The organism is Allofrancisella frigidaquae, from assembly GCF_012222825.1.
Taxonomy (GTDB): domain Bacteria; phylum Pseudomonadota; class Gammaproteobacteria; order Francisellales; family Francisellaceae; genus Francisella; species Francisella frigidaquae.
In genome coordinates this window covers 1,283,627-1,308,144 of the sequence record NZ_CP038017.1, presented here as the reverse complement: position 1 = coordinate 1,308,144, position 24,518 = coordinate 1,283,627, and the positions used below count along the sequence as shown (strand labels likewise).

Genomic DNA, 24,518 nt, shown 5'->3' with positions numbered 1-24,518 from the left:
TTTACTTTACTCTCATGCCAGGTTTAGCGCCCTCATGAGGTTCTAGTATATATAGACCTTTACCATCTCCAGCAGCTAAAACCATTCCTTCAGAAACACCAAATTTCATTTTTCTTGGTGCTAGGTTTGCAACCATAACAGTATGTTTACCTACTAAGTCCTCAGGATTATATGCTGATTTTATACCAGCAAATACTTGCTTAGTAACACCACCTAAATCTAAAATTAACTTAAGGAGTTTATCAGCTCCTTCAACATGTGAGGCTTCAATGATTTTTGCAACACGTAAATCTACTTTCATGAAATCGTCAAAAGTACATTCTGTAGCTATATCCACTTTTTGATCTTGTTGCTTATCCTGAGGCTGCTGAGATTGTTCTTTTTCGAGTATCATTTTTGTATCTTCCAAAATTTTATCAACTCTTTCTTTTTCTATACGAGTAGCGAGAGGCTTGAATTTGCTTATTTTATGGTTTTTTAAAAAATTTGGTGCGTCATTCCAGTTGTTAACTTTAATATTTAAAAATGTTTCAGCTTTTTCAGCTATGCTAGGAACAATTGGTTTAAGATAAGAAACTAAAACCTTAAACATATTAATACCTTGGGAGCATACTTGATGAACTTTCTTTTCATGTTCAGCTTCTTTAGCTAGTTGCCAAGGTTTATGAAAGTCTATAAATTGGTTTGCTTTATCTGCTAATGCCATTATTAGCCTAACAGCAGTTGCAAACTCTCTTTTTTCAAATGCCTGCGTAATAGAATTATGACTATCAGTAAACTCTTTCTCTAGATTTGTGTCATAAGTTTCAGTTGATAAAGTAGCATCAAAATTTTTGTATATAAATCCTGCACAACGACTAGCAATATTTACAACTTTTCCGACTATATCGGAGTTTGATTTAGTAACAAATTCCTCTAGATTTAAATCAATATCATCTATTTTAGAGGTTAGTCTAGATGCGAAATAATATCTTAGGTAGCTTGGCTCTAGATTATCAAGGTATGTTCTTGCTTGGATAAAAGTACCGCGTGATTTTGACATCTTCTTACCATTTATAGTCAAAAATCCATTTGCAAAAACACTAGTTGGTGTTTTGTATCCTGTAGAAGCTAAGATAGCTGGCCAGAATAAAGCATGAAAATATATAATATCTTTTCCTATAAAATGGTAAAGTTCACTTTGATTACCATTGCCCCAAAATTGGTCGAAATCTATACCAGTTTTATTGCAATAGTCTTTAAAACTAGCTATATAGCCCATAGGAGCATCTAGCCATACGTAAAAATATTTCTGCTCATTTGTGTCAGGTATTGCAAAACCAAAGTATGGAGCATCGCGTGATATGTCCCAACTTTGTAAACCTTGCTCAAACCATTCTTTTAGTTTATTGGCGACTTCTGGCTGTAACTGTTGGTTTGTGCTTATCCAAGTTTCTATATCTTTTTCTAAAGCTGGTAAATCAAAGAAAAAGTGCTCAGATTTTTTTTGAATAGGAGCTTTACCAGAAACTACAGATTTTGGGTTTATTAAATCAGTAGGATCGTAGGTTGCTCCACAGACTTCACAGCTATCTCCATATTGATCTTCAGCTTTACACTTTGGGCATGTGCCTTTTACAAATCTATCAGGCAGAAACATTTTAGCTTGTACATCATATGCTTGATTAATTTCTTTTGTTGAAATTAAGCCTTTTGTTTTTAATTTATTGTATATCTCTTCAACGATTTCTTTATTTAGTTTATTATGGGTAGAATGATAATTATCAAACTCAACTTCAAAATCTGTAAAATCTTTTAAGTGTCTTTCTGAAAAACTTTTAACCAATTCTTCAGGAGAAATACCTAGGCTCTTAGCTTTTAACATTATCGGTGTACCATGAGTATCACTACCACAGACAAAGACACATTTATTACCTTGTAATTTTTGGAACCTAACCCAAATGTCTGATTGTATATAGCCAAGCATGTGACCTAAGTGTAAATCACCATTAGCATAAGGTAAGGCGTTGGTAACTAGTATTTTCCGCATTATTATTTGATATTGACTTGTTGGATTATAGCTATTATAAAGATTTTTACCTATTTTGTTTAGATAAATTTTTGGAAGATATATTTACTTACAGAAGTAAAGTCATTTATTACACTTGACTAAAATCAAGGTAAACAAAAGTAAGAGGATTATACTTCTTATGATGTAGTTATATTAATAGTTGGGGGAAACGATACGGAGATTATAATGTTAAATAATCAAGCTTATCTAGCTTTAAATTGTACCAAAAGCTTGGAAGTTGTTCCGGGAGCACCCACTTATTTGAAGAACCAGGCACCTTGGAGAAAATGACTAGCCTTACAACGGGATGGTTTATGCGTTTTTTATCTTCTTAATTTAGAGTTTGTAATAAAGGAGAAGTGATATGAAAAAACCAACTTTGCTTTTAGTCACTAACACTATTAAAGCAAAAGCCTATGATGTAAATGGGTTTAAATACTTACATATTGAGGATTTAGAACATCCTCAGAGTAGGCTAAAAGCACAACAGTTAACTAGCGATAGTCCTGGTAATTATCATTCCAGAAAATTTATTCCAGCATCTGACCCTCATAAGCAAGAGCATATGCATTTTGCAAAAGTGGTGGCAGAGTTTATTAAAGAAGTTGTGGATAAAAAGCATTACAAGCAGGTGATTTTATGTGCCGAACCTTATTTTTATGGTCTATTAAAACAATTTTTTACTTCTGTATTAAAATCTTTGGTGGTAAAAGTGATTGAAAAAGATTATATCCCTTTGCCAGAGCATAAATTAAATGAAACTATCGAGGCTATAATTCATGAACCTTTTTAAAAGCCGTGCTGACGCTGGTCAACGTTTAGCTGAAAAGCTAATAACTTATAAAGGTAAAGAGAATGTTTTAGTTTTGGCATTACCACGCGGCGGTGTGCCGGTTGCTTTTGAAGTTGCTAATACACTGCAAATTCCAATGACTGTTTTTCTTGTAAGAAAACTTGGAGTTCCCGGTCATGAGGAATTTGCTATGGGAGCTATCTCTGAAGAAGATGTCTGTACCCTTGATCATAGTTTAATCCAGCAGTTAAATATCCCTAAGGAGCAAATCCACAGGGTATTACAAAAAGAAAAACAAGAATTAGAACGGCGTTTATATAAGTATCGACAAAATAAAAAGTTACCACCCTTAAAAGATAAGGTTATTATCTTAGTTGATGATGGTATAGCTACAGGCAACACACTTAAGGCAGCTATTCAAGCTTTAAAAACTTTAAAGCCAAAAAAAATAGTTCTTGCTGCACCTGTAGCAAGTTCTGACAGCATCCAAAAACTTTCATTATTAGTAGATGAAATTGTTTGCTTAGCAACTCCTGAACCTTTTTATGGTGTAGGACAATGGTATCATAATTTTCAACAAACAACAGATGAAGAAGTGTTACGATTACTTCAAAATTCACCAAAAAAATAGCTGGAGGGAAGTTATGAGTACACAATCTAAAGTTATTTCCGACAAACTTATTAAGCTACTAAATGAAGAAATTATTGCTTTTGATATAAAAGAACAACCCTCTTACCAAGATGTTGCTAAGCTGATTGGAGATGCCCGTATTGTGCTTATGGGTGAAGCTACTCATGGGACATCAGAGTTTTATCGAACGCGTATGGAATTAAGCAAATATCTTATCCGAGAAAAAGGATTTAAAGCAATAGCAATTGAAGGAGATTGGACTAGTGTATACCCTCTTCATTGTTATTGTAAAAGCTTAAGTAAGTTAAATAAAGCACAAGAGGCATTAAAGGCTTTTGATCGTTTTCCGAAATGGATGTGGTGTAACACTGATATGTTAAAATTTATTGAGCAACTTAGGCAATTTAATGATAACTATGAAAATAAAGAAGATAAAGTTGGTATCTATGGTTTAGATTTATATTGTTTAAATGAGGCTACACGAGCAATTATTAATTACTTACAACAGTACGATCCAGAGGCTGCAGAGATGGCAGCTAAACGTTATGCTTGTTTTGGCCAGGTGCAGATGGATCCTCAATTTTATGGTTATGCAGTTGAAAAACATTTGAGAAAAGCTTGTTTAGATGAAGTTACTACTCAGCTATTGGAAACTTATCGTAGTGCTTACCAAAACTTAAACATAGATACTACTCTTGACTTTAAGGAGCAGCAATTCTATATGACACAAAATGCTCGCGTTGTTAAAAATGCAGAATATTATTATAGAACTATGTTTGAGTCTCAAGCTAGTACTTGGAATATTCGCGACCAACATATGGCAGATACTTTGCAAAACATTATATCGCATTTGGAAACATTAACTAATAAGCCCGCTAAAGTAATTGTGTGGGCACATAATTCACATATAGGCGACGCCCGGGCAACAGAAATGTCTGAGCATGGAGAGATAAATTTGGGTCAGCTAGTCAGAGAGCGTTTTAATACAAATAGTTTTTTATTAGGTTTTTCTACTGCTACTGGTATGGTTACAGCAGCTAGTGGATGGGGAGCAAAAGCAGAGGTTAAAACTATTAACTCTCCTTTAAAAGGTAGCTATGAATGGTTTTTCCATCAACTTGATGAAAAAAATTTTTTGTTAAACTTACGTGAAGAAACTCACCTAACACATTTGCTTAAATTGCCTCTGTTACAGCGAGCGATAGGGGTTATTTACAGTCCTGAAACAGAGCGTATGAGTCATTATTACTTCTCACGCTTACCCTACCAGTTTGATGCTTTGATCCATCTTGATCATACAGAAGGAGTCATGCCACTTGATAGTTAATTTATATGGCAAAAGTATATACGTCTTGAAAGTTTCATAATATAGTACAGAAAAGATTAGAAAGGTCATTGTAATACAGATTACTTTTTTCTTGTTTATGAAAATTAAAACCAAATATCTATAACGTTTTACTTGACACCATATTATATCTATATATAATAACCATTCACATGGTTTAGGAGAGGTGGCCGAGAGGCTGAAGGCGCTCCCCTGCTAAGGGAGTATAGGCTTTAAACCCTATCACGGGTTCGAATCCCGTCCTCTCCGCCATTTCGATTTCATATCGGGTGCTTAGCTCAGCTGGGAGAGCATCGCCCTTACAAGGCGAGGGTCGGGGGTTCGAACCCCTCAGCACCCACCATGAACAATGGTGATAAAAAGATTATTCTTTAAAAGTACATTTAAATCTTGATTTTTAATACCATTATTTTTTGACAATTGATTAGTTAAGTTTAAGCTTTATTTTAGTCTCATTACACACAAGCTATGAGGATAGTAATTTTCATATGTGTTCCGTTATCAACTATATAATAATCCATGGTCATTATTATATTATTTATGAAGTGTAAGTGTTGACTTTCCTATTTTTAATAATTAGAATACATTGCTAATGTAGTTTTCAACAAAATAAATGTTAATTATGATTAACAAATCAGTTTTAGGAAGGAAGTACGCTATTAGTATCCTCTTTATTATTAAGTAGCTGTAGTCCAGAAAAAGAAAAAGTAGTTGAGTATCAGATAGTTACAAGCTGCGTTAATCTAACATGTAGTGTAGCATTAGACCAAGTAGACTTGCTTAGGTATACAAATGTGCTAGGTACACAAAAGGACCAAATATTGAAAGCCGAGGCCGTTGGCTCCAATGAAACGACACAATTTAATATAACGTGGAGTATATCAGGTGGAGATTATGCTACATCACAACAAATGACAGATGCTAATTTGACAGCATGTGAAGAAGACGCTTGTACAAACACAGCCAACCCAACTGGTTACGTATTTGCATCACCTGGAGCTTACAATATAAGTGTATCAGTAACTATAACTAATGACGATGGTAATACGGTAAGCGTTAGTGAAAGCACAACGGTTGAGGTGGAGGCCCAACCTGGCGCATATAGTCATGTGTTCAAGCGTACAGCTTCACCTGCTTTACCGGACGGTCAAACAATGCAAGAAGTAGTCAGTGCTCTTAATCAAAACGCCGCGTCTGCAAACGGAGCATTCTTTGTAACTACGGACCAAGTATCGGGTCTCGAGACATGGGCAATTATATGCAACGCAGGTTATAATTGGCAGAATGATCAAGACCCGGAATGGGGAGCAGTTGATACTAGCAGCGATTCGAGAAACACAAGTGTAACGTTTTGGAACGGAACAAGGTGGCAAAGTAATAACGTTAATCAGCAAGATACGATGAACGGGTTTTTTTCAGGAGATAATTTTTCCGCAGGCTGCTGGCCAAACCCTTAGTCAATATAATAATTAACGTTTAGCTGGGCACCAAGGTTATAGATTTAAAATAATTACCGAACCCAGCTAGGCATTTTATAAACTTCTTAACCAACACTAATTCAAGCATATTTAGACATTTATATAGACTTTCGCCATTGTCATAAGATGTATTTATCTTTGTTTTGATTTTAGCTATAACTTGGATGCACTCATAAAGTCTGGTGATTTTGATTGAGAAGTTTTCTTTAGTTTGTTTTTTGATGTCCTTGGCACCATTTTGGTTAAATTCAACTCCTAAGAAATTAAATGGTTTAGAGATTGGATTATTAAAATTTCTGTAGTCAGTTTTATCAGGATGCTCTTTTAGCTGTAGTTTTGACAATATTTGTTTGCATTTTTTAACAGCTTTTCTTAGTTTATGTTTGGTTTTAGCTAAGATTATCCAATCATCAGCGTAGCGTAGGTATTTTATATTTAATTTTTCCATAGCCTTATCTAGCTCATCTAGATATATGCATCCAAGTACAGGTGATAGTGGAGATGACTTAGATATACCTTGCTTAATTTCTACATATTCACCGTCTTGCCACTGAATTCTATCTAGATGCTTTGCTATCAATTTGCATTCGTTAGGTAGGGTATATGCAGGTAGTTTACTAAGTAGTATTTTATGGTTTATAGAATTGTAGAAACTTTTTATATCTGATTTATAAATATATTTGTGAGTTTTAAGAAGTCTATATACTGTTTTTATAGCTTTTAGTGTCCCTCCTTTACCTTTATTGGATACGCAGTATTTACTGAAGTTGTTTCTGTAGTTTATATTTTCAGCTAGATATTTAAGCACAAGAGAATCATTGGCATCCCATACTATGGTTTTGTTGCCATTAGCTGTGATTATTTGCTTAGCAGGAGAGAAATTATATTGAGCATTATTGATTTGGACTTGTAGCGATTGAATTTTTAAGTGTGAAGCTTTGATTTTGTAAATAAAATCCCAGTAATCATTATTATGAGACCAGTCTTTGCGCGATTTGCGGAGCCATTTAAAAACTAATTTCTACCAGGCATACCACCTAATTTATTAAGTTTAAAAAAATTTTTCTGAGTTGCAAATGAATTTTTTCATAAACAAATATATTTGCCTAAAAAACCGTAAAAAACTTTAAAAATTTTAGAAAAATCTCTTGCGTTGAGAGATGTAGGTGTGTATTATATGTCTTCACTGGCTGACGGGTGATGTTAGCGGTAGAGAGGGTTTAGGCCTGAAAGATATTTAAGAGATATATTATATACAAACACTTTGTTGATGAATTTGAGTTTAGTAATTGAGTCAAGAAATAGATTAAACTGAAGAGTTTGATCCTGGCTCAGATTGAACGCTGGTGGTATGCTTAACACATGCAAGTCGAACGGTAGCAGGTCTTCGGATGCTGACGAGTGGCGGACGGGTGAGTAACGCGTAGGAATTTACCCATTTGAGGGGGATACCAGTTGGAAACGACTGTTAATACCGCATAATATCTGAGGATTAAAGGTGGCAACTTGTTGCTGTCGCGAATGGATGAGCCTGCGTTGGATTAGCTAGTTGGTAGGGTAAGGGCCTACCAAGGCGACGATCCATAGCTGATTTGAGAGGATGATCAGCCACATTGGGACTGAGACACGGCCCAAACTCCTACGGGAGGCAGCAGTGGGGAATATTGGACAATGGAGGAAACTCTGATCCAGCAATACCATGTGTGTGAAGAAGGCCTTAGGGTTGTAAAGCACTTTAGTTAGGGAGGAAGGTCTGTTAGTTAATAGCTAATGGAATTGACGTTACCTGAAGAATAAGCACCGGCTAACTCCGTGCCAGCAGCCGCGGTAATACGGGGGGTGCAAGCGTTAATCGGAATTACTGGGCGTAAAGGGTCTGTAGGTGGTTTGATAAGTCAGATGTGAAAGCCCAGGGCTCAACCTTGGAACTGCATTTGATACTGTCAAACTAGAGTATGGTAGAGGAATGGGGAATTTCTGGTGTAGCGGTGAAATGCGTAGAGATCAGAAGGAACACCGATGGCGAAGGCAACATTCTGGACTAATACTGACACTGAGGGACGAAAGCGTGGGGATCAAACAGGATTAGATACCCTGGTAGTCCACGCTGTAAACGATGAGTACTAGCTGTTAGGTTCGGTGTAAAGGGCCTAGTGGCGTAGCTAACGCGATAAGTACTCCGCCTGGGGACTACGGCCGCAAGGCTAAAACTCAAAGGAATTGACGGGGACCCGCACAAGCGGTGGAGCATGTGGTTTAATTCGATGCAACGCGAAGAACCTTACCTGGTCTTGACATCCACAGAACTTTTCAGAGATGAATTGGTGCCTTCGGGAACTGTGTGACAGGTGCTGCACGGCTGTCGTCAGCTCGTGTTGTGAAATGTTGGGTTAAGTCCCGCAACGAGCGCAACCCCTATTGATAGTTACCATCATTAAGTTGGGTACTCTATTGAGACTGCCGCTGACAAGGCGGAGGAAGGTGGGGACGACGTCAAGTCATCATGGCCCTTACGACCAGGGCTACACACGTGCTACAATGGGTATTACAGAGGGCTGCCAAACCGCGAGGTGGAGCGAAACTCAGAAAGGTACTCTTAGTCCGGATTGTTCTCTGCAACTCGAGAGCATGAAGTCGGAATCGCTAGTAATCGCGAATCAGAATGTCGCGGTGAATACGTTCCCGGGTCTTGTACACACCGCCCGTCACACCATGGGAGTGGGTTGCTCCAGAAGTAGATAGCTTAACGAATGGGCGTTTACCACGGAGTGATTCATGACTAGGGTGAAGTCGTAACAAGGTAGCCGTAGGGGAACCTGCGGCTGGATCACCTCCTTAAAGGAAATACGAAAAGAATAATAAGAATAGAGCTTAATTGCTAATTCAGATAAATTGATAGAGTGTTTGTAGATAATAGATTTTAGTGTAAATAAGATACGGGTCTGTAGCTCAGTTGGTTAGAGCGCACCCCTGATAAGGGTGAGGTCGGTAGTTCAAGTCTACTCAGACCCACCATTTTTTTTGGGGCCATAGCTCAGCTGGGAGAGCACCTGCTTTGCACGCAGGGGGTCAGCGGTTCGATCCCGCTTGGCTCCACCACTGTTTTATTTGCATGAAGATAGAGATATTTAACAATTTAGTATAGAGATAGACTTAAGAAAATAAGTGCAAGCGGTGGATGCCTTGGCATTCAGAGGCGAAGAAGGACGTGTTAGTCTGCGATAAGTCTGGGGTAGCTGACAAATAAGCATTGATCCCAGAATTTCCGAATGGGGGAACCCAACTAGAGTAGTCTAGTTACTTTATCTGATATAAGATAGAGAGCGAACGAGGGGAACTGAAACATCTAAGTACCCTTAGGAAGAGAAATCAATTGAGATTCCCATAGTAGTGGCGAGCGAAGTGGGAAGAGCCTGGTATGATATAGTCTTAATTATAGTAGAACAAGTTGGGAAGCTTGACGATAGAGGGTGATAGTCCCGTATACGAAATGATTAAGATGGAACTAAGCATACGAACAAGTAGGGCGAGGCACGAGAAACCTTGTTTGAACATGGGGGGACCATCCTCCAAGGCTAAATACTCCTGAATGACCGATAGTGAACTAGTACCGTGAGGGAAAGGTGAAAAGAACCCTTATAAAGGGAGTGAAATAGAATCTGAAACCGCTTGCATACAAGCAGTAGGAGCATGATTTAGTCATGTGACTGCGTACCTTTTGTATAATGGGTCAGCGAGTTACTTTTAGTGGCGAGGATAACTGAATAAGGGATCCGTAGCGAAAGCGAGTTTTAATAGAGCGCCTAGTCGCTAGGAGTAGACCCGAAACCGGCGCGATCTATCCATGGCCAGGTTGAAGGTTAGGTAATACTAACTGGAGGACCGAACCCGGTACTGTTGCAAAAGTATGGGATGAGCTGTGGATCGGAGTGAAAGGCTAATCAAGCACGGAGATAGCTGGTTCTCCCCGAAAACTATTTAGGTAGTGCCTCGTGAATTGACTGATTGGGGTAAAGCACTGTTTCGACTAGGGGGCTTTTACGAGCTTACCGACTCGATGCAAACTCAGAATACGATCAAGTTTTATCACGGGAGACACACGGCGGGTGCTAAGGTCCGTCGTGGAAAGGGAAACAGCCCAGACCGCCAACTAAGGTCCCTAAGTCATAGCTAAGTGGGAAACGAAGTGGGAAGGCCCAGACAGCCAGGAGGTTGGCTTAGAAGCAGCCATCCTTTAAAGAAAGCGTAATAGCTCACTGGTCGAGTCGGCCTGCACGTAAGATTTAACGGGGCTAAGCTATGCACCGAAGTTGCGGAATATATTTAATATATTGGTAGGGGAGCGTTCTGTAAGCCGATGAAGGTGAATTGAGAAGTTTGCTGGAGGTATCAGAAGTGCGAATGCTGACATGAGTAACGTAAAATAAGTGAGATTCTTATTGGCCGAAAACCCAAGGATTCCTACGCAATGTTAATCAACGTAGGGTAAGCCGGCCCCTAAGGCGTAGCTGAAGAGTGAAGTCGATGGGAAACAGGTTAATATTCCTGTGCTGCTTATATGAACGAAGGAGGGACGGAGAAGGCTAGGTAGGCTTGGCGCATGGTTGTCCAAGTGAAAGTAGGTAGGTAGAGGTGCTAGGCAAATCCGGCATCTTGATGATCTGAGATACGAGACGAAGCCGAATTTATTTGGCGAAGCTACTAATGCCCTGCTTCCAGGAAAAGCTTCTAAGTATATTGTATAAGTAACCGTACTGTAAACCGACACTGGTGGGTAGGTAGAGAATACTAAGGCTATGAGAGAACTCTGGTGAAGGAACTAGGCAAAATGACACCGTAACTTTGGAAGAAGGTGTGCCCTTAATGGTGAAGTACTTGCTACGTAAGCTGTTGAGGGTTGCAAATACCAGGTGGCTGCGACTGTTTATCAAAAACACAGCACTCTGCGAACTCGAGAGAGGAAGTATAGGGTGTGACGCCTGCCCGGTGCTGGAAGGTTAATTGAAGGGGTTAGCTTAGGCGAAGCTCTGGATCGAAGCCCCAGTAAACGGCGGCCGTAACTATAACGGTCCTAAGGTAGCGAAATTCCTTGTCGGGTAAGTTCCGACCTGCACGAATGGCGTAACGATGGCCACACTGTCTCCACCAGAGACTCAGTGAAATTGAAATCGCTGTGAAGATGCAGCGTACCCGCGGTTAGACGGAAAGACCCCGTGAACCTTTACTATAGCTTTGCACTGGACTTTGATCATTTATGTGTAGGATAGGTGGGAGACTAAGAAGCATGGTCGCTAGATCATGTGGAGTCGACCTTGAAATACCACCCTTGAATTATTGAAGTTCTAACTCAGCCGGAAGGCGAGGACAGTGTATGGTGGGTAGTTTGACTGGGGCGGTCTCCTCCTAAAGAGTAACGGAGGAGTACGAAGGTGCACTCGGTATGGTCGGAAATCATACCAAGAGTATAAAGGCAAAAGTGCGCTTGACTGCGAGAGTGACGGCTCGAGCAGGTACGAAAGTAGGTCTTAGTGATCCGGTGGTTCTGTATGGAAAGGCCATCGCTCAACGGATAAAAGGTACTCCGGGGATAACAGGCTGATTCCTCCCAAGAGTTCATATCGACGGAGGAGTTTGGCACCTCGATGTCGGCTCATCACATCCTGGGGCTGAAGCAGGTCCCAAGGGTATGGCTGTTCGCCATTTAAAGTGGTACGCGAGCTGGGTTCAGAACGTCGTGAGACAGTTCGGTCCCTATCTGCCGTGGGCGTTAGAGATTTGAGAAGAGTTGCTCCTAGTACGAGAGGACCGGAGTGAACGAACCACTGGTGTTCCGGTTGTTTCGCCAGAAGCATTGCCGGGTAGCTACGTTCGGACGGGATAACCGCTGAAAGCATCTAAGCGGGAAGCCTCCTTCAAGATTAGATCTCTCTAGCTATAAGCTAGTAAGGAACGTTGGAGACTACGACGTTGATAGGCTGGGTGTGTAAGTGCAGTAATGTATGTAGCTTACCAGTACTAATGATCCGAGAGACTTAAGTCTATTTCTATGCTGAATTGTTAAATATCTTTATATACCAAAACTCAGGTTTTGGCGATGATAGCTTGTAGGAACCACCTGATCCCTTTCCGAACTCAGAAGTGAAACTACAACACGCCGATGATAGTCTGGCAGTTGCCCAGGTGAAAGTAGGTAGTCGCCATCTTTTTTAAACCCCAAAAACACAAATCTAAAGCCTCGTACTAAAATACGGGGCTTTTTTGTTTGTAAAAAAATCTAATATACTCTTGTATCTAATATTCTCTAGTTGAATAGAGAATTAGTTTTTTGCTGAAATTATTTTGGAATAGGTAAATAATTAGTTATAAAATAGTTTGTAACATGTGTAAATGAGGATATGATGAAATTTACAAAATACCTACTATTAGTATTATCGATTAGCTTATCTTTAGCTGGATGTGATAATAACGATACTATAGATAAAGTTGATTCTCTAAAATTATATGATGAAGTAACTCGGTTAAAGACTGAGTTTAATGAACAAAATGGTCATAAGTTTGAGTTACCAGATAATGTAAAAAGTTGTGTCAATCAGATTGTAAAGGAGTCAAACGTATATGATTATATGAGCAGTAAAGATGCTTTGAGTTATACGAAAAAATCGCAGTATGCAAAAGATTCAGAAGATACAATTAATGAAATAAATAAACTCTTGGAAAAATTTAAAGATATTGGATTTATTAACGCTATAAAAAAATCTGGTAAGATTCCTGGATTAATGTTTGATATTGATAACACGATTCAACTTTCCTCGTTTGAGGATGATTACTTTAGTAAAGGTAAAATAGTAACGCCAGCTATTGTTGATTTTATAAAAAAACAATGTTTTAAAGATGGGATAGCTTGTTATTTTATAACAGCTAGATACTGTAATAATAAGGCAGCTACAGCTACAGCTGAATGGTTAAAGAGTAATTTGGATCTTACAAGTAATCAGCTTGAAAAATTTGTCTTTTTTTCTGGTTCAATAGATAATAGTTTATGTGCTTCTAAACCTAATCAGAAAGTTGCATATAAAGATTCTTTCAGACAGGCATTATCTGAGCAAAAAAATGTATATTGGTTGATGTCTGTAGGTGATCAGATGACAGATTGGTACGGTTCACATAGTGGATTAAAAGTTAGATTTCCTAATCAAATGTTTCATAGTGAAATAGTTCCTAATAATTATAACAAAGAAAATGATTGTGATGTGAGAACAGTTATAGAGCCTACTCAGCAATGTTATAACCAGCTAAAAGAAGGTATATTAGAGCATTCAACAATTAATTATTGCAAAGAATTTAATAAAAATAAATATTTTGCAGGGAGAAGTTCTACACCTTGAAGCTTCCTGATTTGGATATAAATATAAGAGTGAGATAGTATCAAAAAAATTTAATATTCGTATTTATGTGTAGTATTTCGCTTTATATTAATACGTAGCCTACAGGGTTATCAGGACATTCATGTAAGCCACATTGAAAGAATGTAGAAGCTATATTAGCGAAAATTATTATTGCAAATAATATAAAAGCTACATGGGTGAAAATTCTAATTTTTTTATTTTTAGCTTCAGCAGTTTCTTGAGGAGGCTTACGAATTTCGTATTGTTGTGGGTACGATAAAATAATAGCAATGTAAATAATAGCAATCATAGAAATTACAAAAACCCAGCTGTACATATGCATACCTAATATTTTTGAGCCAAACCCTACGGGATCGGTAATATGTAGAGCTACTTGTCTAAGTGCAACAAAGGCAGTAAATACTGATGCTAATAATGATAAAGCATAATGGCTTGGACGAACATGATAGTGCATATTTAATAAAAAACCAAAGCCAATGCCTAATAAACCAAGTCTCTGTAATAAGCATAAAGGGCAAGGGATTTCATTCATAACAAATTGAAAGAAAAAAGCCATAAGAATTATGATAGTTATACCTGTAATTTCTATCGCACTTAAAGTTTTAATTAAATCGTTAAGGGTTATCTTCATCATAGCTTGTTCCTTATAGATATATGGATAAGTGATCAGTTGCATGATGTAAGAATGTCACCCCTGCAACGATAAGGAAAATGCTAAATACTATTACTCCCCACCTACGGTTAAACCAAGCTATAACTGCAGAGGTAAATAAAAATATAAAACTAATTAAAATACCAGGCATAACAATTTCTCCTAATTTACGTAATAAACAGAGAAGATCATAGCATTTAAATTTTTTTAATACAATTTGCTGGAGTCAATTAGTTGATTTTAGTAACTAAAAAGTATACTTCATACCGCTATCTAGTATCATGATGAGGATATTATACGATCTATCTAAGGGCAAAGTTTTTAGAAGTTGGTTGGCTATAAGATAGTTTGCACCACTGCTGTGTCCAGCATATATCCCTTGCTCTTTAGCTAGATCATTACAAGAATTAAAAGCTTGGACATCATCAAATTGTATTACCTCATCAATATAAGATAAATCCATAGATTGGCAAAAAACCGGGTTGCCTGGACCTTCGACTTTATAGCTATGTATATTTTCTTGGATAGGCTTTCCATAATTGAAGATATCATAATAGACAGAACCTTTAGGATCTGGCATTATTACTTTAGCGTCTGGAAAATGTTCTTTAATCTTTTTAGCACATCCAGTAATAGTGCCACCAGAACCTCCGACAGTGATAAAATAATCTAGTGATAAATTATTCTTAGTGAAAAAATCTACAATTTCTTGTCCTGTAGTTTCATAATGACAAAGTGTATTTAACTTATTATCATATTGATTAATTAAAATACCGTCAATCTCTGTGGCTATTTTTTTAGCTCTATTAACGTAAAACTCTGGATTTTTGTAGTCAGAAGTATTTTTACAAACCGTTAGTTTAGCCCCTAATTTTTCGATCATAACCCTTTTTGTAGGGCCAGTTTTTTCTGGACAAGTTATATAAACTGGATGATTATATAGTTTTCCTAAAGCTGCTAAAGATGTTCCCATGTTTCCTGAACTTGCTTCTACGATAGGTTGGTTAGATTTAAGTTGTTTACTGTTGATTAACTCTTGTACTATATATTTAGCTACACGATCTTTTATACTACCTGTAGGGTTTAACCATTCACATTTCGCAAAAAGATGGTGTTTGTCATTAGGTGCTTTAAGTTTAATGATAGGAGTATTACCTATTAAAGATAACATTTTAATTAATTATTTTTTTTGGGTTGAGCAATTGTAACAAAATTTATGCTATATTGGAGAATTATCTAAAGTATTTTGTTTAAATTTGTTTCATCAATTGAGACATAGGCATATTTACTTATCCAAGTCAGAGAATTTTTTTAAGTCCGCCGTTTTGTTTTAAGCCTTTAGGATACACAGTAAGGTTTGGTTGTAAGTCTATAAACATATCCATAGTTCTAAGCTGTATACACACCTATTTTATTTCCAAAGTCATGATTTAATTCAGAACACGCAAAGCTATGGGTAGTGATTAACACGTTAGAGATTAAAATTAAGGTAGTAATTAGTTTTTTCATCTTTACTTTCCCCAGCGACAGGGAGTCAACTAAAAACCTCTCCAACATCTACAACTAATCACTGAATTTCTTTAAAATAACGTTCTTAAAGATATCAGCAGCTACTATTACATTTTAGCATTAGCAGAATTATTTTGGCAGACATTTGCAAGCCAAACAGCAGAAGATACATACAATGGTATATCAAGTAAACATGCTAGAAAAGTACCAAACACTATATACAAAGTAGCTATAAGAAAACTGGATATGCTAAATGCTGCTAAAGTAATTGAGGATTTGAGAATTCCTCCAAACAATAGGCTAGAGCAGTTAAAAGGAAATTTGAAAGAGTATCACTCAATAAGGATTAATGATCAGTATCGTGTGATATTCAAGTGTCAAGATAATGAAGCATATGATGTTGATATAGTTAACTATCATAAGTAATTTTAAAAAAAGAGGTAAGTTATGTTTATACCAGCAAATAGACAACCAACACATCCAGGAGAGGTGTTGTTACATGAGTTTATAGAACCATTAGGTATTACTCAAAAAAAGCTAGCAGAACACTTAGGCTGGACCTATGCTAGATTAAATGAGATTGTTAATGGTAAAAGAGGAGTAACTGCAGACAGTGCTTTATCTCTGAGTGAAACATTTGGAGTTACCCCAGATTTTTGGTTAAACCTTCAAATAGCTTATGATCTATATTCTGCTAAACGAACACATAAACATGTAAAGCCGCTTGATGTAGCCTAGGAGATAAGTATGTCAACTATAACTAAAGACTATCTAAATAATGTTACAGAGTATTTATTAGCGAGCCTTTCCCCTTAACTGTGTAAATTCACTTACATGAATCTCTGAATTATATGCTCAAACTCGATAGCAAAATAAGGGTTAATAGTAAAAAAGTGTGGTGAAAAAGGGTCAGCACGTTAACGCTGGACAGATGACTGTTTGGGATCAGTTTTATGCTATAGCAACATAACTGTATCTGAAAAATACTGATTATAGAAAAATTACCGTCAAATATCAAGCTTGCGACAGAACCAGCCATTGCCCTGGATAAAATGTTCAGAAATGATGATTATTAAAAGCAAAAGGAGTATACTTTCAAAAAAAATAGCTACAAAACATATAATGTTAAAATTCGACAGCATAGGAACTATACATAAAGCATTTAAATTGAATCTCAGTGGGAATCTAAAAAAATATTACTATAATAGCAAAGATCATTACTTTGATTATTTTGAAACATTTAAAAATATAGGATTTGAACTATTATGGAATAGTGATTGTACTAACTTTAAGGGCTTCAAAAAAGATTATACGAGAACTTATTTTATTAATACAGAGCTACCTGATGGTATAAGCGAATACTTTAACCAAATCAATTCTAAAGCACTAGAAAAAGCGCTTTCTCTGTGGGGTCAATGGTTGCCTCGTATTGGTGGATTGACAGACCAAACAAACGTACCTCCTAATATCATTATGGATATGCCTAACAGAGGATTTATTCTAAAATCAGCTAAAGATTATGAATTATCATACTTTGATGTAGAGAATAAATTGCTAACATATTCAACTTTACAACGCTACGAACTCTTAAGATTTGATGATAAAGAATCTCTATTAGGTGTTTGCTATTTAGTGAAAAAATTCTATTTTATTGGAGGTGATAACATTCAAAATCATTATCATAGTGGTTATATAGCTAATAAAGACGGATGGGCTTTAAAAAAGCCATCTACTATTGTAACACTAGATTTAAGCCCCTTCTTGAATCTTTTTTATATACTAATTTTAGTATGATGAATCGTAAATGGGACCATTACAAATTTCCATCATCAAATGTATTAATTGGTAATGGAAAAGATGTTAGCGATAAAACGCTTAATCGAATTCATACTTTAATTAAAGTCGATTTTCCAGTCTTTGACCTTGAAAATATACAAAAAATTAAGATTATCAAAGTCTCTGAGCTTGATAGTAATAAAATTTACAAGAATTCAATAAACAATATAAATTATATAGGTCATCTAGGTTTAATGAACAAGAGAAATTAGGGGTTCTATTCAGGAAGGTACGGAATTTCTGCGACCATAGCTGTAAGTTGTGAGGTTCACAGACATGGTTTCAACTTTCTCATAATACAATTTTTTCTATAGACCTCTTTCGAAACTCATTTATGTAACTCCAGGTTATAAATGCCAGCTATTAAATTGAATCTTAGTCCAAATCTTTTTCGTCTATTTCTATATTTATCAGATACGATTATAAATCGTTTAATCATGCTAATGACATTTTCATTCAACACCCTTTGACTCGCAAGTTCTTGGTTTTTCTTTTTATCTTCTTTCGTTAAAAGATTTTTCTTACTCTTCTTTTTGGGCAACTCAGATTTGCTATGAAGCTTTTGTATGCCTTGATATCCAGTATCAGTAATGACCCTCTTTTCAGGATGGATATAGGTTTTGGATTCCTTAAACAACCTAAAATCGTGCCGCTTGCCGTTTGAAAATGCGGTGCATATCACTGCTTTAGTTTTCTTATCAACAACAACCTGAGCCTTTAAAGTATGCCTTCTCTTCTTGCCAGAGTAAAAATGCCTTTGCTTATTATTTCGATTCTTGATCCGCTGGTTATTTTTTACCCTTTTTTTGGGCGCTCGCATGGTGTTTCAGTTGCGTCTATGAGCACAACTTCATAGTCCATATCGCTTTTTTAAGCAAAGCTTTTCTTCCGGGCAAAGAGAAGTCCGGATACTTGATCAGCGTATCTTCTATCCATTTAATCGCTTTATAGCAAGAACTTTCACTTATTCCATAACTTTGACTAACATGAAAATATGTGCGATATTCCCTCATGTATTCCAAGGCCATTAATAGCTGGTTTTCTATGTTAAGCTTGTTCTTTCTACCTCCTTTTGCTTTTTTCTTCTTATCCGCTTCCTCTAAGATTTTTACCATCTTCTCAAACGTACTTCGCTTGACTCCTGTTAATCTTCTGAATTGTTCCTCTGATAAAAACTTCACTTGTGCGTATTTCAATACAAAACCATAATATTAGCTTTCTCTGAAACCCAGTATAAACTTTATATTATAGTTTCGAAAGAGGTCTTATGATCAGTATTCTAAATATCTTTTTAAAACTTACAATCTTTTGCGTAAGATGAGTAATATAAGTGAGAAACTAGTAAAATTTTATAGTGGGTAGTAAATTTTCAAAATTTACAGCCTTTCTATTATCAGTAACATCATTTATTATTTTGTTCACTGAATTTAGTTTTTATATTAAAACTTTTTACATGATTGATAGAACCCTCAACACCAATACTATTATGGCTTGGATTTATTAAATCTACGTATTTAATCAAATCGTCAATAGTTAGAGCAGTATTTCTAGTTATAATTTGCCGTACTAACAGCTCTTGTTCTAGAGTTAATTGGAAAGCAAGTGAATTTTCATTACGCCATGGTGATAGACGACGAACATCCATTTTTTTTAGAGAAGCATCTATACGCCAGGAAAGTTTATGAGCTAATTCAATATGTTGCACAGCTAATTCATTTTTGGTGTCACAAACTTTTATAATTAGATCCGCTCCAGATAAACATTTTCTTTGTTGACGTTCTTGTTGGTTTTTATATTTAAGAACTACAACACTTCCTTCTAAGTCACGAACTAATTTAGAAATGATATAGCCCCATCCTTTTAACCCTAAAAATGTCTTTTCAGGTTTGTTTTGTAATGGATAATTTTTAAATGAGTAATATAGAGTTTCAGGGTCACTCCTTGAGTTAAAGCTATTAGGCTCATAGAATATCTTTTCATAATGATTTAAGCTTATTGGTTCAACAATGCCGTTAATTACGATACGTGATATACAAATTGAATCAACTTTTAGTAATTCAATTTGTCTAAAGAGAGCATACTTTGCTATACCATTAAATCTAAGACCAAGTTTAGCCATTAATGGTCCCACGAATGCATTGTGAATATTAAATACATAAGAGTCTCTACCAGGCCTTTTGGTTAGACTAAAACCAAAATAGGAGTTCTTTACCTTGTTACCGTTATAGTCTATTGGAATCTTTCGTTCGTTGGGAAAGTTGTATTTTTGGATCAGACTTTTAAATCTAGGGCTTAATAAATTTACGTTTTCATCCTCAAAATAGATATAGAATCGCCCCGGCGTATTTGATTTAAAGGCCTGAAACTCATCGCCTATTTTCTCATATAAGGTATCATATAGATAAAAATCTTTTGAATTTTCCAATTTCTTTTTTGATAACAATAAATACATTTTCAAACCTTAGTTCTTAGTATGATAAACCTAGCTTAATGAAACTTAAGCCACATTAATGTTAAGCATTGGTAGCGTATTTTGGTTCTGTCGCAAATATTTATAATGGTTACAATTTTTCTAAGATTAGTATTCTCTAGATACAACTATGCTGCTAAGAACCTATCCAATATCTCCCATTCTATCAAATAATATAGAAATAAAAGCTAAATTCACAAACTGTTTGCTAGTGTTTAAAGATTTTTCGCAATTCTTCCACAATCGTCTACATTTATCAAGCCAAGCAAAAGATCTCTCAACAACCCATCTTTTAGGAATAACTACAAACTTATGAAGCTCATTACGTTTAGCTATTTCAACTTTAGCATCAATGGTATCTTTGACACTATTGGCAAAATTTTCACCAGTATACCCTCCATCTGCTAAAACATTTAAAACCTTTGATAAATTATATGCATTATTCTTATTCTTCATATGTTCTTTTAAAGAAATTTAGTGATTAGTTATAGATGTTGGATAGGTTCAAAAGTGTTTTACTTACCAATACAAAAGCTTGAGAAAATTTCTCCTAATAAATCATCAGAACTAAATTTACCAGTTATAGAGTTTAAATACTCTTGAACGATGAGTAATTCTTCAGCGATAAGCTCACCATTACCTAAAGATAATTGTTCTTTTGCTAAATTGATATGTTGAAAAGCTTTATCAATCGCTGTCATATGTCTTTCTCTAGCTGTATAAATGCTTTCGTTTTGATTTATAAACCCGACTTTCTTAAGGATACACTCTTTTAATTCATTAATCCCAATGTTTTTTTCAGCAGATATATATATATGATTTTCAGAATTTTTGGGAATTGTATCTAGTAAATCTATTTTATTATGCACGTAGGTTATATTTATGTTTTGTGGAATTTGATTATAGAATTCTGGGATAATTTCTTTTATATCATTAAAATTAACTCTACTGTTTATATAATCATCAGTGACAAAAAGTATTTGATCAGCTTCTTGAATTTTTTTTATAGCTCTTTTAATACCTTCACTTTCTATAATATCGTCACTACTTCTAAGCCCTGCAGTATCTATTATATGCATTGGCACACCATTTATTTGGATATGCTCTTTTACAATGTCTCTTGTAGTGCCAGCTATAGAGGTTACAATAGCAGTTTCCTTTCCAGCAAGAGCATTCAAAAGACTTGATTTACCAGCATTTGGTTTGCCAACTAAAATTATAGTTATACCTTCAGCAAGTATAACACCTTGTTTACAGCTATTCTTAACAGCTAAAATAGCGTTATAGATTTGTTCTAAACTATTATATATTTTTTGGTCTTCTAAAAAGTTTATTTCTTCTTCTGGGAAATCTATAGATGCTTCAACATACATTCTTAGGTAGATTAGTTTCTCTAGAAGGCTATTTATTTCTTTAGAAAATTCTCCTTGTAGAGATTTGGCAGCAGATTTAGCAGCTAATTCTGATGAGGCATTAATTATGTCAGCTACTGCTTCAGCTTGGGCTAAATCAAGTTTGTTATTTAAAAAAGCCCTTTCTGTAAATTCACCAGCTTTAGCCATTCTTGCTCCATGATGAATAGCTGCTTTGATAATTAAATTAAGAATAAATGGGTTTCCATGTGCTTGAATTTCAACAACATCTTCTCCTGTATATGAGAAAGGGGAGTTAAAAAATATTGCAATACCATTATCTATTCTTTCATTTTGGTGATAAAGATTGCAAAAAGTAGCATAACGAGGAGTAAGTTTTTTACGAGTAATCCTCTGGGAGATGTTTAGAGCATCTGCTCCAGAGATTCTTATAATTCCTATCCCGCCTGTACCTTGTGGAGTTGCTATTGCAACAATAGTATCTTTTGTTGACATGGTTATTTTAAATTTTTTAGGTTATTGAAGGGATCATTATTTTCTTCTTGATCTATAACTCTACCTTTTTTAGTTTTAAATTGCTTAAAAAACTCAGGATTTTCTTTTATTATTCTTCTTTTTAAGAAGAATGATGAAACCGTTAAGAATATAACTAAAAAGATAAATAAAGGAGCAAATAGTATGAAAGATATAACAGCGGCAGCTATTAAGCCTAAGGAAATTAAAATTTGTGAGACATTATTGTTCATCGCTTTTATTTAAAGTATTTAGCTTGTATAATATGAATTCAAGTATATCACTTTGGTGATTATTAAAATAGAGCTACTATAGTAAACTAAATAGTGGACTTAATATTTCAATTGTGGAGGTTTAAATGGATATTCAAATTACTGGTAGGCATGTAGAGGTTACTGATTCAATCAAAAAATACGTTGATGAAAAGATCGGTAAAATCGGTCATTATTTTGATAATATTACATCAACAAAGGTGATTCTAGCTGTTGAAAAAGAATATCAAGTAGCTGAAGCTATAGTTATAGTGCCTGGCAGTGAGTTTGTGGCCAAAGCTGAAGATAAAGATTTATATGCAGCTATAGATATGCTAGAAGGTAAGCTAGCTCGTCAACTTAAAAAGCATAAGAATAAAATTAAATGTAACCATGGAGAATAACCTTCTCTAAGTAGTTTATTTTCCTTTCTTATGAATTTAAAGGCTTTAATAGATAGAAAAAATATTATCCTGAACCTTAACATTGAATCTAAAAAAAGGTTGATTGAATTTTTTGCTAATAGGCTAGCAGACACCCAGCCTGAGGTTGACGAAGATAATGTAATTCGTAGTGTTTACCAAAGAGAAAGGATCGGCAACACATATATAGGCAAAAATATTTATATTCCACATTGTAGAGTTGAGGGATTAAGCACTACTAAAATAATTATTGCTACGCTAAAAAATAGCTACTACGATGATATAGTTAATGAAGAGATAAAAATAGCTGTTGGTGTGTTTTTTCCATATAAAATTTCAAAAATACATATAGAACTCCTAAAACAATTAGCACTTTATCTAAAAGATGTCCACATCCAGAAATATTTTGAAGATGCTGACAATGCCGATACATTATACAAATTAATTGTTAAAAATAATGATAACTAATAATTTACTCACTAATATTCGAATAGTTTTAGTTGAACCATCTCATAGTGGGAATATCGGATCTGCAGCAAGGGCTATGTTGAATATGGGTCTGACAAATTTATGGTTAGTTAACCCTAAGAAAGAAATTAATGAAGAAGCAAAAGCACTAGCATGTCATGCTTTAGAGGTTATTAATAATGTCAAAACAGTAAAAACTTTAGCAGAAGCCTTGGTTGGAGTAGATTATATAGTTGGAACCAGCGCTAGAGTTAGGCGAGTATCCTTGCCAATAGAACCTATATCAAAAGTGGCTAGTAATGTTTTAAATAAGATAAAAGCTTCTAATGATAAAATAGCTATACTTTTTGGTAGAGAAAGGACAGGCTTATTAAATGAAGAATTGCTTATGAGTAATGTGCATGCATATATTCCTTCTAATGAAGGGTATACATCTCTAAATCTAGCTCAAGCTGTGCAGCTTGTGGCTTATGAAATATATAAACAAGCTCTTGATGTTTTGGATTTAAATGACGTACCAGATTATACTCATTTGCACAAAAAAGCATCTGCAAAAGAGCTACAAGGGTTTTATAAGCATATTGAAGAGATGATGGTGGCTACAGGATTTTTAGATAAAGATAGGCCTGGGTATGTTATGGATAAGGTTAAAAGGCTTTTTCAAAGAAGTGAATTAGAAAGTCAAGAAGTAAATATTTTGCGTGGTTTTTTAAGCTCCATAAAAATGGATAATAGCTAAGATGGTAATACTTGGTATTGATGAGGCAGGTCGTGGTCCATTGTCTGGACCGGTTGTGGTAGCTGGAGTTATCCTTGACCTGAATAAACCTATAGAAGGTTTGGCAGATTCTAAAAAGATAAGTAGTAAAAAAAGAGAAATACTTGCTCTAGAAATAATGACTAAAGCTAAGGCTTACTCAATCATGGAGGTGTCTGCTAAAGAAATAGATCAGCTTAATATCCTTCAAGCAACTTTGTATGGTATGGAAAAAGTAGCAGAAGATTTAAAAAATCAGTTTGACAAGGTTTTAGTTGATGGTAATAGGTTACCAAATTGGCGATATAATTCTGAAGCTATTGTAAAAGGAGATTCTAAGATTCTAGAGATTTCAGCCGCTTCGATATTAGCAAAAGTACATAGAGATAATATATGCTTTGAGCATGAAAAAAAATATCCACAATATGGTTTTGCTAAACATAAAGGATATCCCACCAAAGAACACTTAAAAAATATTCTAAAGCATGGTGTATTAGAAATTCATCGAAAAAGTTATAAACCTATAGCAAATATTTTGGAAATAAAAGGTTAAAAAATTAAAAT

20 protein-coding genes, 4 tRNA genes, 3 rRNA genes and 3 pseudogenes are annotated in these 24,518 nt (G+C 35.4%); 20 read left to right on the top strand and 10 right to left on the bottom strand.

The window, feature by feature from the left end; translation table 11 throughout:
* Nucleotide 1 precedes the first annotated feature (1 nt).
* The gene (metG, locus tag E3E15_RS06175; RefSeq protein ID WP_172106990.1) at nt 2-2,029 is read right to left on the bottom strand and encodes a methionine--tRNA ligase; all 2,028 of its coding nucleotides are present in this window, start codon (nt 2,027-2,029) and stop codon (nt 2-4) included.
* 385 nt (nt 2,030-2,414) lie between these two features.
* Between metG and E3E15_RS06170 the strand changes: the two genes are divergently transcribed.
* The 6 genes and pseudogenes from E3E15_RS06170 to E3E15_RS06145 form a co-directional block, all read left to right on the top strand.
* Nucleotides 2,415-2,843: a host attachment protein gene (locus E3E15_RS06170; protein ID WP_172106989.1), complete on the top strand. Its 429-nt coding sequence runs from the start codon at nt 2,415-2,417 to the stop codon at nt 2,841-2,843.
* Nucleotides 2,830-3,474: a phosphoribosyltransferase gene (locus E3E15_RS06165; RefSeq protein ID WP_172106988.1), complete on the top strand. Its 645-nt coding sequence runs from the start codon at nt 2,830-2,832 to the stop codon at nt 3,472-3,474. The genes E3E15_RS06170 and E3E15_RS06165 overlap by 14 nt, the downstream gene beginning before the upstream one ends.
* A gap of 13 nt (nt 3,475-3,487) precedes the next feature.
* On the top strand, nt 3,488-4,801 hold the full coding sequence (locus E3E15_RS06160) for an erythromycin esterase family protein (protein ID WP_172106987.1): 1,314 nt from the start codon (nt 3,488-3,490) through the stop codon (nt 4,799-4,801).
* A 178-nt stretch (nt 4,802-4,979) separates the two neighbouring features.
* Nucleotides 4,980-5,071, top strand: a tRNA-Ser gene (locus E3E15_RS06155).
* Nucleotides 5,072-5,086: 15 nt separating this feature from the next.
* A tRNA-Val gene (locus E3E15_RS06150) sits at nt 5,087-5,162 on the top strand.
* Between the two features lie 364 nt (nt 5,163-5,526).
* Nucleotides 5,527-6,276, top strand: a pseudogene (locus E3E15_RS06145) (DUF3281 family protein); the annotation flags it as partial.
* 19 nt (nt 6,277-6,295) lie between these two features.
* Here E3E15_RS06145 and E3E15_RS06140 read toward each other — a convergent pair.
* Nucleotides 6,296-7,105, bottom strand: a complete 810-nt coding sequence (locus tag E3E15_RS06140; RefSeq protein WP_245313655.1) for a reverse transcriptase/maturase family protein — start codon at nt 7,103-7,105, stop codon at nt 6,296-6,298.
* A 500-nt stretch (nt 7,106-7,605) separates the two neighbouring features.
* Between E3E15_RS06140 and E3E15_RS06135 the strand changes: the two genes are divergently transcribed.
* The 6 genes from E3E15_RS06135 (at nt 7,606) to E3E15_RS06110 (ending at nt 13,682) form a co-directional block, all read left to right on the top strand.
* Nucleotides 7,606-9,135: ribosomal RNA gene (locus tag E3E15_RS06135) — 16S ribosomal RNA — on the top strand.
* 100 nt (nt 9,136-9,235) lie between these two features.
* Nucleotides 9,236-9,312: transfer RNA gene (locus tag E3E15_RS06130), tRNA-Ile, on the top strand.
* Between the two features lie 8 nt (nt 9,313-9,320).
* Nucleotides 9,321-9,396, top strand: a tRNA-Ala gene (locus E3E15_RS06125).
* A gap of 52 nt (nt 9,397-9,448) precedes the next feature.
* Nucleotides 9,449-12,337 (top strand): 23S ribosomal RNA (locus E3E15_RS06120).
* A 47-nt stretch (nt 12,338-12,384) separates the two neighbouring features.
* Nucleotides 12,385-12,500, top strand: a 5S ribosomal RNA gene (rrf, locus tag E3E15_RS06115).
* The 16S, 23S and 5S rRNA genes sit together here with 2 tRNA genes alongside, the layout of an rRNA operon.
* Nucleotides 12,501-12,692: 192 nt before the next feature.
* Nucleotides 12,693-13,682, top strand: a complete 990-nt coding sequence (locus E3E15_RS06110; RefSeq protein ID WP_172106986.1) for an HAD family acid phosphatase — start codon at nt 12,693-12,695, stop codon at nt 13,680-13,682.
* Nucleotides 13,683-13,764: 82 nt separating this feature from the next.
* Here E3E15_RS06110 and E3E15_RS06105 read toward each other — a convergent pair whose 3' ends face one another.
* The 3 genes from E3E15_RS06105 to E3E15_RS06095 form a co-directional block, all read right to left on the bottom strand.
* Nucleotides 13,765-14,337, bottom strand: a complete 573-nt coding sequence (locus E3E15_RS06105; protein ID WP_035720005.1) for a disulfide bond formation protein B — start codon at nt 14,335-14,337, stop codon at nt 13,765-13,767.
* Between the two features lie 10 nt (nt 14,338-14,347).
* Nucleotides 14,348-14,506, bottom strand: a complete 159-nt coding sequence (locus E3E15_RS06100; protein WP_172106985.1) for a DUF5993 family protein — start codon at nt 14,504-14,506, stop codon at nt 14,348-14,350.
* Nucleotides 14,507-14,602: 96 nt separating this feature from the next.
* Entirely contained in the window at nt 14,603-15,526 is a 924-nt protein-coding gene (locus E3E15_RS06095; RefSeq protein WP_172106984.1) for a PLP-dependent cysteine synthase family protein, read from the bottom strand.
* Nucleotides 15,527-16,110: 584 nt separating this feature from the next.
* Between E3E15_RS06095 and E3E15_RS06090 the strand changes: the two genes are divergently transcribed.
* The 4 genes from E3E15_RS06090 (at nt 16,111) to E3E15_RS06075 (ending at nt 17,912) form a co-directional block, all read left to right on the top strand.
* Complete coding sequence (locus E3E15_RS06090; protein ID WP_245313654.1) at nt 16,111-16,290, top strand: type II toxin-antitoxin system RelE/ParE family toxin; 180 nt, start codon at nt 16,111-16,113, stop codon at nt 16,288-16,290.
* 21 nt (nt 16,291-16,311) lie between these two features.
* Nucleotides 16,312-16,602, top strand: a complete 291-nt coding sequence (locus E3E15_RS06085; protein ID WP_035719955.1) for a HigA family addiction module antitoxin — start codon at nt 16,312-16,314, stop codon at nt 16,600-16,602.
* 384 nt (nt 16,603-16,986) lie between these two features.
* Entirely contained in the window at nt 16,987-17,658 is a 672-nt protein-coding gene (locus E3E15_RS06080; RefSeq protein WP_172106983.1) for a hypothetical protein, read from the top strand.
* On the top strand, nt 17,655-17,912 hold the full coding sequence (locus E3E15_RS06075; RefSeq protein WP_172106982.1) for a hypothetical protein: 258 nt from the start codon (nt 17,655-17,657) through the stop codon (nt 17,910-17,912). Before E3E15_RS06080 ends, E3E15_RS06075 begins: the two co-directional genes overlap by 4 nt.
* A 116-nt stretch (nt 17,913-18,028) precedes the next feature.
* Here E3E15_RS06075 and E3E15_RS06070 read toward each other — a convergent pair.
* From E3E15_RS06070 to E3E15_RS06050, 5 genes and pseudogenes are all read right to left on the bottom strand, one after another.
* Nucleotides 18,029-18,896 (bottom strand): annotated as a pseudogene (locus tag E3E15_RS06070) (IS5 family transposase).
* 206 nt (nt 18,897-19,102) lie between these two features.
* A complete protein-coding gene (locus tag E3E15_RS06065; RefSeq protein ID WP_172106981.1) occupies nt 19,103-20,152 on the bottom strand; it encodes a hypothetical protein in 1,050 nt (349 codons plus the stop codon).
* Between the two features lie 162 nt (nt 20,153-20,314).
* Nucleotides 20,315-20,599, bottom strand: a pseudogene (locus E3E15_RS06060) (transposase); the annotation flags it as partial.
* A gap of 86 nt (nt 20,600-20,685) precedes the next feature.
* Complete coding sequence (gene mnmE, locus E3E15_RS06055; RefSeq protein WP_172106980.1) at nt 20,686-22,038, bottom strand: tRNA uridine-5-carboxymethylaminomethyl(34) synthesis GTPase MnmE; 1,353 nt, start codon at nt 22,036-22,038, stop codon at nt 20,686-20,688.
* Nucleotides 22,039-22,040: 2 nt separating this feature from the next.
* The gene (locus E3E15_RS06050; protein ID WP_035719948.1) at nt 22,041-22,289 is read right to left on the bottom strand and encodes a hypothetical protein; all 249 of its coding nucleotides are present in this window, start codon (nt 22,287-22,289) and stop codon (nt 22,041-22,043) included.
* A gap of 125 nt (nt 22,290-22,414) precedes the next feature.
* Between E3E15_RS06050 and hpf the strand changes: the two genes are divergently transcribed.
* The 4 genes from hpf to rnhB are packed head-to-tail and all read left to right on the top strand — an operon-like array spanning nt 22,415 to nt 24,507.
* On the top strand, nt 22,415-22,711 hold the full coding sequence (hpf, locus tag E3E15_RS06045; protein ID WP_172106979.1) for a ribosome hibernation-promoting factor, HPF/YfiA family: 297 nt from the start codon (nt 22,415-22,417) through the stop codon (nt 22,709-22,711).
* Between the two features lie 30 nt (nt 22,712-22,741).
* Nucleotides 22,742-23,197, top strand: a complete 456-nt coding sequence (locus E3E15_RS06040; RefSeq protein ID WP_035719946.1) for a PTS sugar transporter subunit IIA — start codon at nt 22,742-22,744, stop codon at nt 23,195-23,197.
* A complete protein-coding gene (locus tag E3E15_RS06035; RefSeq protein ID WP_172106978.1) occupies nt 23,187-23,936 on the top strand; it encodes an RNA methyltransferase in 750 nt (249 codons plus the stop codon). Before E3E15_RS06040 ends, E3E15_RS06035 begins: the two co-directional genes overlap by 11 nt.
* A gap of 1 nt (nt 23,937) precedes the next feature.
* Nucleotides 23,938-24,507, top strand: coding sequence for a ribonuclease HII (gene rnhB, locus E3E15_RS06030; RefSeq protein WP_035719944.1), 570 nt, complete (start codon nt 23,938-23,940; stop codon nt 24,505-24,507).
* The last annotated feature ends 11 nt before the right edge of the window (nt 24,508-24,518 follow it).

Bases quoted from the DNA above. Each gene is read 5' to 3' on its own strand.
- metG (WP_172106990.1), bottom strand. From the start codon at position 2,029: ATGCGGAAAATACTAGTTACCAACGCCTTACCTTATGCTAATGGTGAT.
- E3E15_RS06170 (WP_172106989.1), top strand. From the start codon at position 2,415: ATGAAAAAACCAACTTTGCTTTTAGTCACTAACACTATTAAAGCAAAA.
- E3E15_RS06165 (WP_172106988.1), top strand. From the start codon at position 2,830: ATGAACCTTTTTAAAAGCCGTGCTGACGCTGGTCAACGTTTAGCTGAA.
- E3E15_RS06160 (WP_172106987.1), top strand. From the start codon at position 3,488: ATGAGTACACAATCTAAAGTTATTTCCGACAAACTTATTAAGCTACTA.
- E3E15_RS06110 (WP_172106986.1), top strand. From the start codon at position 12,693: ATGATGAAATTTACAAAATACCTACTATTAGTATTATCGATTAGCTTA.
- E3E15_RS06105 (WP_035720005.1), bottom strand. From the start codon at position 14,337: ATGATGAAGATAACCCTTAACGATTTAATTAAAACTTTAAGTGCGATA.
- E3E15_RS06100 (WP_172106985.1), bottom strand. From the start codon at position 14,506: ATGCCTGGTATTTTAATTAGTTTTATATTTTTATTTACCTCTGCAGTT.
- E3E15_RS06095 (WP_172106984.1), bottom strand. From the start codon at position 15,526: ATGTTATCTTTAATAGGTAATACTCCTATCATTAAACTTAAAGCACCT.
- E3E15_RS06090 (WP_245313654.1), top strand. From the start codon at position 16,111: ATGCTAAATGCTGCTAAAGTAATTGAGGATTTGAGAATTCCTCCAAAC.
- E3E15_RS06085 (WP_035719955.1), top strand. From the start codon at position 16,312: ATGTTTATACCAGCAAATAGACAACCAACACATCCAGGAGAGGTGTTG.
- E3E15_RS06080 (WP_172106983.1), top strand. From the start codon at position 16,987: ATGTTAAAATTCGACAGCATAGGAACTATACATAAAGCATTTAAATTG.
- E3E15_RS06075 (WP_172106982.1), top strand. From the start codon at position 17,655: ATGATGAATCGTAAATGGGACCATTACAAATTTCCATCATCAAATGTA.
- E3E15_RS06065 (WP_172106981.1), bottom strand. From the start codon at position 20,152: ATGTATTTATTGTTATCAAAAAAGAAATTGGAAAATTCAAAAGATTTT.
- mnmE (WP_172106980.1), bottom strand. From the start codon at position 22,038: ATGTCAACAAAAGATACTATTGTTGCAATAGCAACTCCACAAGGTACA.
- E3E15_RS06050 (WP_035719948.1), bottom strand. From the start codon at position 22,289: ATGAACAATAATGTCTCACAAATTTTAATTTCCTTAGGCTTAATAGCT.
- hpf (WP_172106979.1), top strand. From the start codon at position 22,415: ATGGATATTCAAATTACTGGTAGGCATGTAGAGGTTACTGATTCAATC.
- E3E15_RS06040 (WP_035719946.1), top strand. From the start codon at position 22,742: ATGAATTTAAAGGCTTTAATAGATAGAAAAAATATTATCCTGAACCTT.
- E3E15_RS06035 (WP_172106978.1), top strand. From the start codon at position 23,187: ATGATAACTAATAATTTACTCACTAATATTCGAATAGTTTTAGTTGAA.
- rnhB (WP_035719944.1), top strand. From the start codon at position 23,938: ATGGTAATACTTGGTATTGATGAGGCAGGTCGTGGTCCATTGTCTGGA.